Origin of the sequence: Streptococcus sp. F0442, from assembly GCF_000314795.2 — a bacterium.
GTDB lineage: Bacteria > Bacillota > Bacilli > Lactobacillales > Streptococcaceae > Streptococcus.
This window is the reverse complement of sequence record NZ_KB373315.1, coordinates 458,435-471,863: the sequence shown is the minus strand read 5'-3', so window position 1 is coordinate 471,863 and position 13,429 is coordinate 458,435. Positions and strand designations below refer to the sequence as shown.

At 40.9% G+C, this 13,429-nt stretch carries 12 protein-coding genes; all 12 read right to left on the bottom strand.

Annotated features, from left to right (window positions below; genetic code table 11):
* Nucleotides 1-3 precede the first annotated feature (3 nt).
* On the bottom strand, nt 4-828 hold the full coding sequence (gene nadE, locus HMPREF9186_RS08750; RefSeq protein ID WP_003010362.1) for an ammonia-dependent NAD(+) synthetase: 825 nt from the start codon (nt 826-828) through the stop codon (nt 4-6).
* The gene (locus HMPREF9186_RS08745) at nt 825-2,285 is read right to left on the bottom strand and encodes a nicotinate phosphoribosyltransferase (RefSeq protein WP_009732324.1); all 1,461 of its coding nucleotides are present in this window, start codon (nt 2,283-2,285) and stop codon (nt 825-827) included. The genes nadE and HMPREF9186_RS08745 overlap by 4 nt, the downstream gene beginning before the upstream one ends.
* Before the next feature lie 138 nt (nt 2,286-2,423).
* The gene (trxB, locus tag HMPREF9186_RS08740; protein WP_009732323.1) at nt 2,424-3,335 is read right to left on the bottom strand and encodes a thioredoxin-disulfide reductase; all 912 of its coding nucleotides are present in this window, start codon (nt 3,333-3,335) and stop codon (nt 2,424-2,426) included.
* Between the two features lie 58 nt (nt 3,336-3,393).
* On the bottom strand, nt 3,394-3,621 hold the full coding sequence (locus HMPREF9186_RS08735) for a DUF4059 family protein (RefSeq protein ID WP_003003995.1): 228 nt from the start codon (nt 3,619-3,621) through the stop codon (nt 3,394-3,396).
* An 81-nt stretch (nt 3,622-3,702) separates the two neighbouring features.
* Nucleotides 3,703-4,446 carry an amino acid ABC transporter ATP-binding protein gene (locus tag HMPREF9186_RS08730; protein ID WP_003003991.1) on the bottom strand — a complete coding sequence of 248 codons (744 nt, stop codon included), beginning with the start codon at nt 4,444-4,446 and terminating at the stop codon, nt 3,703-3,705.
* Nucleotides 4,446-5,246: an amino acid ABC transporter permease gene (locus tag HMPREF9186_RS08725; RefSeq protein ID WP_009732322.1), complete on the bottom strand. Its 801-nt coding sequence runs from the start codon at nt 5,244-5,246 to the stop codon at nt 4,446-4,448. The genes HMPREF9186_RS08730 and HMPREF9186_RS08725 overlap by 1 nt, the downstream gene beginning before the upstream one ends.
* Before the next feature lie 196 nt (nt 5,247-5,442).
* Complete coding sequence (locus HMPREF9186_RS08720; protein ID WP_009732321.1) at nt 5,443-6,786, bottom strand: DEAD/DEAH box helicase; 1,344 nt, start codon at nt 6,784-6,786, stop codon at nt 5,443-5,445.
* Nucleotides 6,787-6,920: 134 nt separating this feature from the next.
* A complete protein-coding gene (gene mraY / locus HMPREF9186_RS08715) occupies nt 6,921-7,913 on the bottom strand; it encodes a phospho-N-acetylmuramoyl-pentapeptide-transferase (protein WP_009732320.1) in 993 nt (330 codons plus the stop codon).
* A gap of 1 nt (nt 7,914) precedes the next feature.
* Entirely contained in the window at nt 7,915-10,197 is a 2,283-nt protein-coding gene (gene pbp2x, locus HMPREF9186_RS08710; protein ID WP_009732319.1) for a penicillin-binding protein PBP2X, read from the bottom strand.
* Complete coding sequence (gene ftsL, locus HMPREF9186_RS08705; protein ID WP_003014937.1) at nt 10,190-10,525, bottom strand: cell division protein FtsL; 336 nt, start codon at nt 10,523-10,525, stop codon at nt 10,190-10,192. The genes pbp2x and ftsL overlap by 8 nt, the downstream gene beginning before the upstream one ends.
* An 11-nt stretch (nt 10,526-10,536) precedes the next feature.
* Complete coding sequence (rsmH, locus tag HMPREF9186_RS08700; RefSeq protein WP_009732318.1) at nt 10,537-11,487, bottom strand: 16S rRNA (cytosine(1402)-N(4))-methyltransferase RsmH; 951 nt, start codon at nt 11,485-11,487, stop codon at nt 10,537-10,539.
* 441 nt (nt 11,488-11,928) lie between these two features.
* Nucleotides 11,929-13,311, bottom strand: coding sequence for an amino acid permease (locus HMPREF9186_RS08695; RefSeq protein ID WP_009732317.1), 1,383 nt, complete (start codon nt 13,309-13,311; stop codon nt 11,929-11,931).
* Nucleotides 13,312-13,429: the final 118 nt, after the last annotated feature.

Sequence of the window (13,429 nt, the reverse complement as noted above, 5' to 3'; positions counted from 1 at the left end):
TTTTTACTCCCAGAAATGATCAAATACTGTGATTGGCAGGTGGCGTTTGTGTTGGCCTTTGTACCACCATTTTTCAATAGTGGCTTGAGCTTCTGGGCTCACTTGTTTGCCTTCTAGGTAATCATCGATTTCATTATAGGTGACACCCAGCGCTACTTCGTCTGCTATTCCTGGTTTTTCTTCTTCCAAATCTGCAGTTGGGATTTTCTCATAGAGAGCAGGATCAGCTCCCAAGGCTTTAAGCAATTGTTTTCCTTGGCGCTTGTTCAAACGGAAAAGGGGTAAAATATCTGCACCACCATCTCCAAATTTTGTGAAGAAACCTGTAATATTTTCCGCTGCATGGTCCGTCCCAATAACGGCTCCACTCCGCGCACCTGCTAAAGCATACTGAGCAATCATGCGACTGCGAGCCTTAATATTGCCTTTGTTAAAATCAGAAACCTCTGTTCCAGTCGCTTCTACTGCTCGTACCATTTCGTCAGCAGACTCCTTGATATTCACAACCAGGCTAACATCCGGCTGGATAAAGGCCAATGCTTTTTGTGCATCTGCTTCATCTGCCTGTACCCCATAAGGAAGACGAACGGCAATAAATTGATAGGAGGCATCTCCTGTTTCTGCGCGCATTTCTTCCATGGCCAATTGAGCTAATCGTCCAGCAAGAGTTGAATCTTGCCCTCCTGAGATCCCTAATACAAATGTTTTCAAGAAGGGATGTTTTTTTAGATATCTTTTTAAGAAATCAACCGAGCGGCGAATCTCTTCCTGAGGATCAATGCTAGGCTTGACACCCAATTGTTGGATAATCTCTTCTTGCAAACTCATTTTGCTTCTCCTTCTCCATTGGCCTTGTTACGCATTTCCTCGATCAGGTCCATCTTATCCTGCCAAATATCTTTGGCCAAGTCAACTGGGTAATGCTGTGGATTGAGGACGCGCTTGTATTCATCCCATAATTGATCGTAATTTTTACGAGCATATTCTTGAATTTCTGATAATGTTGGCAGTTGATAAACCAATTGACCCTCTTTAAAAATATCCACTAAAAGAGGAATCGCCTCAAAGTTTCGGACTGTTTTATTAATGTAGGTATAAGTTGGATGGAACATTTTAAGTTCTGTCAGATGTGAAACATCTACTCCATCATAAGTGATGTAGTCCCCTTCTGACTTACCTTTTTCACGGCTCGTAATCCGCCAGACTTGCTTTTTACCTGGAGTAGAAACTTTCTCTGCATTATTGGAAAGCTTGATAGTATTGATCATCTCTCCTGCTTCGTTTTCAACAGAGACAATTTTGTATACCGCTCCAAGTGCTGGTTGATCGTAAGCTGTAATTAACTTGGTTCCTACACCCCAAACATCAATTTTTGCTTTTTGCATTTTTAAGTTGAGGATGGTATTTTCATCCAAGTCATTAGAAGCGTAGATTTTAGCATTTGTAAACCCAGCCTCATCTAATTGCTGGCGGACCTTTTTAGAAATATAGGCAATATCTCCTGAGTCAATCCGGACGCCTAGGAAATTGATTTTATCTCCCATTTCACGTGCTACCTGAATAGCTGCTGGTACCCCAATACGAAGGGTATCATAGGTATCGACGAGGAAGACACAATCTTTATGGGTTTCCGCATAAGCCCTAAAGGCCTGGTAGTCATTTCCATAAACCTGTACAAGAGAATGGGCATGAGTTCCTAAAACTGGGATTCCAAAGAGTTTTCCTGCACGAACATTACTAGTCCCATTGGCCCCTCCGATGACTGCCGCACGAGTGCCCCAAATGGCCGCATCCATTTCTTGCGCACGACGGGTTCCAAATTCCATCAAAGGCTCATCTTCAATGACTGAACGAATACGAGCAGCTTTTGTGGCTATCAAGGTTTGAAAGTTGACGATATTCAAAAGGGCTGTTTCCACCAATTGACACTGAGCCAGAGGGCCCTCTACCTGAACAATTGGTTCATTCGCAAAGACTAAGTCTCCTTCTTGAGCCGAGCGTACCGTCAATTCCAACTTGAGATCACGGAGATATTCCAAGAAGGCCCCATGATAACCAAGTGACTCTAAATAGGCAATATCACTCTCAGAAAAACTCAAGTTTTCCAAGTATTTCACAATTCTCTCTAAGCCAGCAAATACTGCGTAGCCGTTTTTAAAAGGCTGTTGACGAAAATAGACTTCAAATACGGCATGTTTATTGTGGATACCTTGATTAAAATAGACCTGCATCATATTGATTTGGTATAAATCAGTATGCAAGGTTAAACTGTCATCTGGATACATATGTATACCTCTTTTTTATAGATTTGTTCTATGAATTCCTACCATAAAATTAGTACCATTATAGCACATTTCAGTCCTATTGAATACTGAAAGGAAAGAATGAAAAAAATCTGAGACAGGAAGCTCAGATTTTTTGGATTAAAAGTTTTCTGTGATATATTTATAAACTTCTTGGCCAGCAATCGCACCGTCTCCGACTGCTGTCGTCACTTGACGCAAATCTTTTTGACGAACATCGCCAACCGCAAAAATACCTGGGACTGTGGTTCTCATATGATCATCCGTGACCACCCAGCCATTTTCATCTAAAATACCAAGTTCTGTCGCAAAATCACTGACAGGATCTAAACCGACATAGATAAAGACACCACCGAAGGCTTGCTCTCTAACCTCTCCTGTCTTCACATCTTTTAAAAGGACAGACGTTACTTTTTGTTCACCCTTAATTTCTTCAACAACCGTATTCCAAGCAAAGTGAATTTTATCATTGGCAAAGGCACGATCTTGAAGAACTTTTTGAGCACGAAGCTCATCTCGTCGATGGGCAATGGTCACTGTTTTTGCAAACTGGGTTAAAAAGACAGCTTCTTCAACCGCTGAATCTCCACCCCCAACGACTAGAAGATCTTCATCTCTAAAGAAGGCACCATCACAAACAGCACAATAAGAAACACCTCTGCTATTCAACTCCGCTTCACCAGGAACATTCAATGAACGGTGGTTAGATCCTGTTGCAATCACAAGAGTTTTGGCTTCAAATTCCCCATCATCTGTCACAATCTTTTTGGTTGCTCCGAGGTCTTCGATGCGTTCTACCTGACCAAATAAATGTTCCACGCCAAGATTTTCTAAAGGCTCAAACATTTTTTCAGCCAAGTCTGGGCCACTAATATTCGCATAGCCAGGATAGTTTTCAATGTCAGACGTATTGTTCATTTGACCGCCTGGAATTCCTCTCTCAATTAATGCGACTTTTAAATTGCTTCGTGCTGCATAAAGGGCAGCAGTCATCCCTGCAGGACCTGCTCCAATAATCACTGTATCAAACATACTCAACCTCTTTCTGTTTTGTTGTAACCATTATAATTCTAACACGGTCTTTTTGCAATTATCGTGCTTGAAAGATAAACAAAATCCCTATGACCGCAAAGGTTAAAATAGGAATCGTCATGATATCAATTAAGAGGATATCATACAAATGGGCTTGTCGTTGCTTGGCTGTTTTATCTTTCTTCTTAAGGGCACGGTAGCCAATCCAAATACAAGAAGCGATCCCAACTAAAATCGTTGTCGTCACTAAACTTTGTAAATATAAGGACAATAATTTATTTAACATCACGACTCCAAATATTTTTACATTTTCAGAAAACAAACCCAGCTAGCATCGCCAGCTGAGTCTTACCTCTTCTCTATTATATCAAACATAGGTCCGTTTGTAACTAGCAAAGAATTCTTTTGTCCGTTCTTCTTTTGGATGTTGCATGATTTCCTCTGGTGTTCCAGATTCAATAATCCGTCCTTTATCCAAAAATAGGACCTTATCTGCTACTTGCGCTACAAAAGACATATCATGGCTGACCAGTACCATGGTTTGTCCCGATTTTGCCGCATTGGCAATGGATTTTTCAACTTCTCCAACCAATTCTGGATCCAAGGCTGAAGTCGGTTCATCCAGCAAAAGAACCTCTGGTTTCATGGCCAAGGCACGAGCCAAAGCCACCCGTTGTTTTTGTCCACCTGAGAGGTGACGAGGATAGTGATTTTCACGATCCGATAAGCCGACTTTTGCCAGTTCTTCTCGAGCAATTTTCGTTGCTTCTTGATCGGATAAGCCCTTCACAACAATGAGCCCTTCTTTCACATTTTCAAGGGCTGTTTTTCTACCAAATAAATTAAACTGTTGGAACACCATGGCCAATTTTCTTCTTAAGGTTAAGATTTGATCTTGGGTAATGTGCTCAAAATCAACTTCGAAATCATCAATCTTAATTCTACCACTGTCTGGAGCTTCCAAATAGTTTAAACTGCGTAAGAAGGTTGATTTACCAGCTCCCGAAGACCCGATTAAGGCCACGACTTCCCCTTTTTGAATTTCCAAACTTAGATTATTTAAAACCTTTTGACCTGAAAATGTCTTTGATAATTCTGAAATATAAATCATTAGATCCGGACCTCCTGATCTGGTAAATCAATTGCTACGGGAGTCTCAATATCCAGTCGACGTTCAATGTGACGGCCTAGTATTTCAATGAGAATGTTCACAATCCAGTAAACAATCGATACCGTGATAAAGCGTTCAAAGTACTTCAAATCGCTCCCCCCAACAATCCGTGCTTGGGCAAAAATTTCAACCACACTGGCACTAAAGGCTAGCGAGGTCCCCTTGGTCAAGCCAATGAGAGAATTGATTAAGGTTGGAGTTGCAACGACTGCTGCATTGGGAATAATAATCCGTCGATAAACTTGACGGTTGGTCATCCCAAGACTACGTGCTGCCTCAATTTCACCAGGGTCCACTGATAAAATAGCTGCCCGGATGGTCTCACTCGCATAAGCCGCCTCATTAAAGGCAAGAGCCACAATTGCGAACAGCTCAGCTGGAATAGCATTAATGTTAAAAGCTGTTCCATAAGACTGATTGATCGCTTTTAAAATAAGAGGAATCCCATAATAAGTCAACATCAGCTGAACCAACAAAGGAGTCCCACGTAAAAAACTGACAAAAACAGCTTGAATCGGGTAAAGAATTCGTACACGATTAATTTTGACCAGAGCAAAAATCATAGCAAAAACAATCCCAAAAAATGCGCCTCCTAGGGCTAATAAAATCGTCACAGGCAATTTTCCTATGACTGCCGGAAATGCATCCAATACGGCTCTCAAACTAAACAGCTTGCTATCTGGAACGTGTTTTAAAAAGTCAGCATACCAGTTGGCAGTTAAAAGATTAGTTGTAAACATTTTTGTTACTTCCTTTCTCGAACATAAACATTCTATCACATTCACTATCGGAATTCCAAAAATTGCTACAGAAATAGAAAAATGATAGACTACTCAAATTTAGTCTATCATAATTTTAGACAAGTTCCTAATAGTTTTTCTTTATGGAGTTCATAAAGAAAATCTATGTTTTCTTCTGAACATGTGAAAGAAGGGGTTAGAAAGTTTGGCGTTTGGCCTTTCGTTCCGCCCGACCACGCGCACGGTTTTCAGCTCTTTTAGCTTTTCTCCGCTTTTCATCAACTGCCCATTTGATTTTTTTCTTGTAGCCTGGTTTGATTTTTTTCTTTTTCTTCTTCACCAGACCAATCATTTCGATGTCGAGTTTCTCTTGCTTTTTCTCACGATTGGCCCGTCTGTCCCGATCATAAGTATCTTCAATAACCCCATTTTTCAACACTTTCGGTACGAAACGAATTCCCATTTTTTCTAGTTCACGGATATCTGAATCATCACTTGGTTGATAAAGAGTAATAGCGACACCTGGTAGACCATTGCGTCCTGTCCGGCCAACACGGTGAACAAAGAAGGAAAGATCTTGTGGAATAGCATCGTTGATGACATGACTCACCCCTTCGATATCAATTCCACGAGCCGCCAAATCGGTGGCCACAATATACTCAAAATCAAGATTTTTAACCTGATTCATGATCCGTTTCCGTTCACGTGGTGGGATATCTCCGTGAATCTTTGCCACTTTCAATCCCTGAGCCACCAAATAGGCATGGAGATCATCTGCTCTCGTTTTGGTATTAACGAAAATCATGGCCAAATAAGGTTGCAAGGTCTTGGTCAATTGGTAAATTTGCTCATTTTTATCCCGACCCTTGGTGGAAACCAGCCAATTATCGATGGTATCTGAAATCACCGTCTTAGTCTTAATTTGCTCCATGACTGGGTTTGAGAGATATTTTTTCAAGAAAGGCTGCAATTTTTGCGGAATGGTGGCTGAAAAAACTAAAAATTGCAGTTGTTGCGGAAGACTTGAAGCAATCTTATCCACAGTAGACAAGAATCCCATGTCCAGTGTCATATCTGCCTCATCCACCACAAAAGTATGGGCCTTATGAATAGCCAGATCACCCGATGCAACCAGATCATAAATCCGGCCTGGAGTTCCAATCACGATATGTGGTTGTTTGACCTGCAGTTTTTCAATCTGACGGCTTTTATCCGTTCCTCCAACATAATTTACAATCCGAATCTCTTTTTCAGAATGACTAGCGATTTGACGAGCAGCTTGGTAAATTTGCGTCGCCAACTCCCGACTAGGAGCCGTGATGACCGCTTCAACTTGCTCACTGTCTTCATTTAACGTTTGAAAAATCGGCAAGAGGAACGTATGGGTTTTCCCAGAACCAGTCTTTGACTCTCCTACCAAATCATTTCCATCTAGGACAATCGGAATTAGTTTTTCCTGTACTTCGGTTGCTTCTCTAAAATTGATTTCTTTCAGTGCCTCTTGAATATAGGGCTTAAAATTAAACTCTGTAAATTTCATTTTCTCAGTTCCTTTCATGATCTCTATTATTATATCAGAAAAGCTGTCTTCTTGCCTCTCTTATGAGTCATTTTTCCTAACCAGCGAAGTCTCTCTGAGTCAGTAAAAAAACGATGGGAAAGCCCACCGTCGTTTTATAGGTAGAGAAGAACTAGAGTCACGACACTTGTCACCAAGGCAATGCTCCACATAAAGGCATCCACTTTCCATTCTGACCAGTTTTGCCCATTGCCAAAAAGGCCACCCAGTTCTAAATGATGGTGGAAAGGAGTCATTCGGAAAATCCGACGTCCTTCCCCGTAACGTTTCTTGGTCCATTTGAAATAGGTCACTTGTAGCATCACTGAACCTGTTTCAATGACATAGACCAGACCAATCAAGAGCAACGTCCACTCGACATGCAGAGCCATTGACAAGGCTGCAAGCATCCCTCCAAGAGCTAGACTACCGACATCCCCCATAAAGATTTTAGCCGGCTTGTGGTTGAAGACAAAGAATCCAAGCAAGGCCCCAATCATACTCAAAGTCACAAAGAGAATGTCCCATTTCCCTTGCATATAGGCAATAAAGGAATAGGCACTCAGGCTAATGGCAACGGAGATGCTGGCTAATCCATCAATCCCATCTGTCAAATTGACCGCGTTTGAAAAACCAACCAACCAAAATAAAGCAAAGAGAATGTAGAAATGGCCCAAGTAAAGATCGTAACCAAAGACATTTAAAAGGCTTCCTGCACCGTGGCGTTCAGAAAAAATATAGAAGATGATTCCACCAACAAGTTGAAGGGCCAATTTTTGTTTTGGGTTAAGACCTTCATTAATCTTACGAAAAACTTTTAAAAAGTCATCCAAAAATCCAACAATTCCATAAAGAATCAAGATAAATAGAATCAGTTGAACAGGGCGCGTGAAATTTCCAGTCAATACGGTAACGACAAAACTAACTAGAACGGCTGTAATGAGAAATACAACTCCACCCATTGTCGGAGTGCCAGCTTTCGCTTTGTGTTGTTTCACATCTTCGTGCATTTGTTGCCCAGAAATATGAGCACGATGGTAAAATCGAATAAAGGCTGGAATAGCAGCCACTGTTAATAGAAACGATACAAGGATCGTAGCAATATACATCTTAGTCTCCTAATGTTAACGTAATCTTTTTGGTTTTATTGAGTGAGGTGTTCATTTTGACACTTTGTTTAGTTACTTTCTTTCCACTACCTTTATAGGTAATCTCAATTCCAGTCCATTCTCCAAAGATGTCTGCATTTTTCTTAGTCCAACCATACATATCTGGAACCGCATCAAAGTCTTCTGTCAATAACAATACTTGCTGATTGGCTTTGACTTTAGAGCCTATATCCACAGACATTTTGCGGATATTTTTCCCGGTTCCTAGGACAATTGGTTGCACCAAATTGCGACGCAATTCCTCTGAATAAGCACCTGGGCTCAAATTTTGTTTCAGATTCAACTCCTTAGAGAGAGTTTCTACTGAAGGGATTTTGTAGGTCGTTTCTTTGGTCACACCATCCAACGTTGGTGCCTCTGATGTCAAATGCAATTCGTCTTTTAAAGCAACTGCATCTTCCAAAATAGGATTGACCAGCTCTTCCCAGCTGGTCGCTGAGAATTTCACTTCTGGTTGTTGGACCGTCACATACATGATGAATTCAGGATCTTCTGCAGGTGTCATGGCTACAACCGAGTTGATATAATCATTTTCTCCTTGTAAGTATCCTTGATCTGTCGCCATTTGGGCAGTCCCTGATTTCACCGCAACGTTTTGACCTGGTACCTGAATGATGGGTCCATCGCTGTACAAGGTTCCATACTCTGGATCTGTTCCGACGGTGATCATATAGTTCCGTGTCTGTTGCGCAGCTGATCCTGAAACTGGTTTTCCAACAACTTCTTTTTTTGATTTGCGGGCTGTGTCTGATTTTTTATCGTAAATAGCACTAATAAATTTCGGCTCCAACATTTGCCCATCATTAGCGATGGCGCTAAAGGCCCGTAACATTTGGGTTTGACTGACGGAAATCCCTTGACCAAAGGCAGATTGTGCCTGACTGACATAGTTATCCCCTGGAAGACCCCCGTAAGCTTCATTTCCCATTCCAAAACGGGTCGGAAGACCGAATTTAAAGCGGGTTAGGTAGTCCATCCAGACAGCATTTCCCATCTTTTGCTCTAAGCGAGTCATCCCCACGTTACTTGAGTAAGCAAAGCCCTGTGCGATATTCATATAGCGACCTTCAGCCAGCCCCATATTGACATCCCAGTCACGGATCGTCGCATCTTTTACTTGTAGTTCGTTACTGTAGTATACTTCATTATAGGCTGGGAAAGTTCCATGATCAATCGCCGAAGCTAATAACATGACCTTCATCGTTGAACCCGGTTCATATTGATCTTGATAAAGGATGGTATTCCAGGTTTTCAAGTTTTTCAGATCCAACCCTTGTTTGGTATCCGCATTATAGGATGGACGTTGCGTTGTAGCCAGGATTTCTCCAGTTTTTGCACTCACAAGAGTCGCACTAACATACTTTCCTTTTACTTTTTCTTGGAAAACATCCATTCGCGTCTCAAGGTAGGTTTGTAATTCTGCTGAAATGGTCGTATAGACATCTTTTCCATCTTCTGTTTTGACAGAAACCTTATCTGAACCAGGAACGATATTGCCGTTTCGGTCTTTGTCATAGGTGATAACCCCATTTTGACCAGCGAGAATACGATCGAGGGATTTCTCCATCCCTGATTGCCCCTTCAGAGTTTTATTCCCCTCTTTATCTTCTTGAAGAGAGGCCTGACCTATAAATTGAGAAGCAAAAACTCCATTTTTATAGCTTCGATTTGGACTGGTTGTAAAGGCAACCCCTTCAATCTTCGCCGCTTCCATGGCCTCACGGATGGCTGTCATATTACTATAAGTTATGCCGTTTCCGTTCGAGCCAAAAGAAACCTGTTTCAATTTCTTTTGCGACAACTGTTGAATGACGTAATCCTCATCCATCCCTAAGTACTGCTTAAAGATTTCTGCTACTTTTTTAAATTGGCTCTCTTCTACATAGAGGATTTTCCCAGTTGCTGATTTGTACTTTTTATCAATAATAGCATAAACGTTATAGGTCGTAGCATCTTCAGCAATTACTGCTCCATTTCGGTCGTAGATCGTTCCACGTTTTGCAGGAACAATGACCGTCTGCTCATGGACTTTTTTGGCTTGATCCGATAAGGTTACACCAAATTTTTTGTCAGTCCCAATGATCATTGCAAAATTAATCAGAAAGAGAAAAAAGAGGAAAATCGCCAGTACACTGAGATTTTTCCCAACTTGTTTTCGATTCTGATCCGGCAAGCGACGTTTCTTTATCGAATACCCGATCAAAAATTTTTTGAATTTATTCATCACTACTTGCACTCACTGTTTTTCGATTTTCTTTTTGCAGCTTCATTCCTTGGGAGCTAGCCAACTGTGATAAGCGGTCATAACGTGTTAATTCATTGACCTCTTGACGAACATCTGCTAATTCCGTCTTTTTGGCTTCTAGTTCCGTATTCAAATCAGTCAATTCACTCTGAACTTGTAAAATCCGTGTCTGCATAAAGACGATACTAATGGCTAAAATAACAGCTGTTAGGACAATCGACCCATAAAAAGCCTTTTCTACTCTAGAGAAACGGCGAAAGCGGTCTTGCAGTAGCTGTGTTCTTGTTCTCTCATCTCTTGCTGCCATATCAATTCCTCTTACTTGTGTATTTTTCGAGCAACCCGTAGTTTTGCTGAATGGGATCGATTATTATCCTCAAGCTCTTCTTCACTTGGTAAAATAGGTTTCCGGTTGACCAACTCCATCTTTGGTTTCAAATCATCTGGAATAAAGGGAAGTCCCTTTGGAACCTCAACCGTCGAAGCTTCTTTAAACAATTGTTTGGTCAATCGATCCTCTAACGAATGAAAGGTAATCACAGAAATACGACCATCGAGGGCCAACAAATCCATGGCTTGCTGAATCGATTCATCTGCAGCTCCCAGTTCATCATTGACTTCGATACGAATGGCTTGGAAAATCTGTTTAGCAGGATGGCCCTTTTTCTTGAGCTCCTTAGCTGGTTTAGCAGATTTAATAATCTCTGCTAATTCAGTCGTTGTTTCAATCGGTTTAATTGCTCGTGCTTGCTCAATTTTCCGCGCAATTTGCTTGGAAAATTTGTCCTCTCCATATTTGAAAAAGATGCGTACGAGATCATGGTAATCGTAGGTATTTACGACCTCATAGGCTGTTAAGGAAGCTTCTTGATTCATCCGCATGTCCAACGGCGCATCTTTCTTGTAAGAAAATCCACGTTCCCGTTCATCTAACTGAGGACTAGAGACACCTAGGTCATAACAGATTCCATCAATTTCAGTAACACCCAATTCGTTTAGACGTTCCTTCAAATGACGAAAGTTATCCTTAATGAAGGTCACCATGCCTTTCTCAATGAAAGGGGCCAAACGAATTTTGGCATTTTCAATCGCATGCTGATCTTGATCAAAGGCATACAGGTGGCCTGATTCACCTAATTTTGTTAACAAATATTCGCTATGGCCAGCTCCACCTAAAGTGGCATCCACATAGATTCCATCTGGCTTTACATCCAGCATATCAATCGTTTCATGGAGCAAGACCGTTACATGATGAAATTCTTTACTCATATCTTAACCATTTTACCATAAATAGGAGCAAGATGCACTCCTGAAGAAAATTACACGAACGAATCCATTCTGATCTTTTGCTATGATATAAAAGATCCTTGAGAATCTTGATTCTACTTGTTTCCGCTACAATTTATGATACAATATTCATATGAAATTAAGTAAACAGACTCTCATCCCATTTTTATTGGTCGATGTTATCGCCCTCTACTTTTTCCTAACTACCATTGAAGCTTGGATTTTTTGGCTGGCTACACTAATCCTAGTCGCCTCACTTTGGTGGCTCAAAAAAACAGTTCAAAGACAAAAAACAGAGAGGGAAAAGACATAATTTTTCCCTCTCTGTTTTTCTTATCTTCACTCCAAGAAATTTATTAAAAGAAGGGAAGATAAGAAGGCTTTAAAACAATACAAAACTCACCCAAGGGTAAGTTTTGCTGCTTATTTATTGTGTTTCCAATTACTATAAATTCCAAAGAGAATAATCCAGATAGTTGCTCCAATCGCACCAATATAGGTTGATTTCTGTAAGAAGAGACAAACGAATACAAAGAGGAAGAAAACAATTGTTAATGGATTCAGTACTTTGTAGGCCGGCATGACAAATCCGTCCGGCATAAACTCTTTCGATTTACGGTACTTAAGATGGGCTAACATTGTCAAAATATAAATAGCAATGTAAACCCCTGAAGAAGAGGCCGTAATCAAGGCAAAGGCATCTGAAACACCTGGCAAGATATTGATAAAGGCTGAAACAGCAACTACAATCGCAGAGAAAATAATCGCACGACTTGGAATCCCCATTCGAGACAAGCTATTCAGCTTCAAACGATTCATCACCTTACTGTTTGGCGTTTCTTTTGCAATCTGGTACAAGTGACGCCCTGTTGAATAGAGGGTGGAGTTCAAGGAAGATGCAGCAGCTGTCAGTACAACAAAATTAATCAATCCTGCTGCCCACTTGATTCCTACCATTTGAAAGACCGTCACAAATGGTGATTTATTGACGGGAAGCTGTTGCCAAGGGAAAATTGCCATAATTGCCAACAATGCTCCTACATAAAAAATCACAATTCGGATTGGAATTTCTTTAATGGCTTTCGGTAAGACCTGGCGGGGATTAGCTGTCTCAGAAGTAGTGATTCCAACAAACTCGATCGCTTGATAAGCAAAGAAGACCATTTGGAAGGCCATTACGAACTTGACCCAACCATTTGGAAACATTTGAAAACCATTACTAATGTTACTTAAGCTAGCCTGTCCAGCTGGTGTTTCAAAATTCGTCGTCACCATAAAGATCCCTGTTGCGATCAAAGCCAAAATAGTGACAATCTTGATCATGCCAAACCAGAATTCAACCTCTCCAAAGACCTTCACAGCAATCAAATTCACACAGCTTAAAAGCGCTAAAAAGATAATTTGTATCTGCCAGGCTGGCCAATTAGGGAACCAGAGCTGGACATAGTTGGAAACGGCTGTAATTTCTGCCATCCCAAGGAATACCAAGGAAACCCAATAGGACCATCCTGAAAAGTAGCCCCAACCCTTTCCTAAGTACTTGGTAATAAAGTTGATAAAGGTATGTTGATCTGGATCCATATACAGCATCTCTCCAATAGCCCTCATCATCAAGTACATGAAGACTCCTGTCAGCATATAGACTAAAATAATAGATGGACCTGTTAAAGACAGGGAACGACCAGCTCCAAGAAAGAGCCCCGTCCCGATAGTCCCTGCAATAGCGATCAGCTGAACATGACGATTTTGCAGACCACGGACCATCCCATTTTCGGTTTCTTCTACAGGATGATGTTTTTTCGACATTAAACTACTCCAATTCTTTTTCTGTATACTTTCAGAAAAGTATAATCAAATTTTCACATAGTATACTATATCACGTTTTTAAAAACCGGTCAATCTAGCACAGAATACTCTGAATTTC

Coding starts and splice junctions, on each gene's coding strand:
- nadE (WP_003010362.1), bottom strand. CDS start 828: ATGAGTTTGCAAGAAGAGATTATCCAACAATTGGGTGTCAAGCCTAGC.
- HMPREF9186_RS08745 (WP_009732324.1), bottom strand. CDS start 2,285: ATGTATCCAGATGACAGTTTAACCTTGCATACTGATTTATACCAAATC.
- trxB (WP_009732323.1), bottom strand. CDS start 3,335: ATGTTTGATACAGTGATTATTGGAGCAGGTCCTGCAGGGATGACTGCT.
- HMPREF9186_RS08735 (WP_003003995.1), bottom strand. CDS start 3,621: ATGTTAAATAAATTATTGTCCTTATATTTACAAAGTTTAGTGACGACA.
- HMPREF9186_RS08730 (WP_003003991.1), bottom strand. CDS start 4,446: ATGATTTATATTTCAGAATTATCAAAGACATTTTCAGGTCAAAAGGTT.
- HMPREF9186_RS08725 (WP_009732322.1), bottom strand. CDS start 5,246: ATGTTTACAACTAATCTTTTAACTGCCAACTGGTATGCTGACTTTTTA.
- HMPREF9186_RS08720 (WP_009732321.1), bottom strand. CDS start 6,786: ATGAAATTTACAGAGTTTAATTTTAAGCCCTATATTCAAGAGGCACTG.
- mraY (WP_009732320.1), bottom strand. CDS start 7,913: ATGTATATTGCTACGATCCTTGTATCGTTTCTATTAACAGTGGCTGCT.
- pbp2x (WP_009732319.1), bottom strand. CDS start 10,197: ATGAATAAATTCAAAAAATTTTTGATCGGGTATTCGATAAAGAAACGT.
- ftsL (WP_003014937.1), bottom strand. CDS start 10,525: ATGGCAGCAAGAGATGAGAGAACAAGAACACAGCTACTGCAAGACCGC.
- rsmH (WP_009732318.1), bottom strand. CDS start 11,487: ATGAGTAAAGAATTTCATCATGTAACGGTCTTGCTCCATGAAACGATT.
- HMPREF9186_RS08695 (WP_009732317.1), bottom strand. CDS start 13,311: ATGTCGAAAAAACATCATCCTGTAGAAGAAACCGAAAATGGGATGGTC.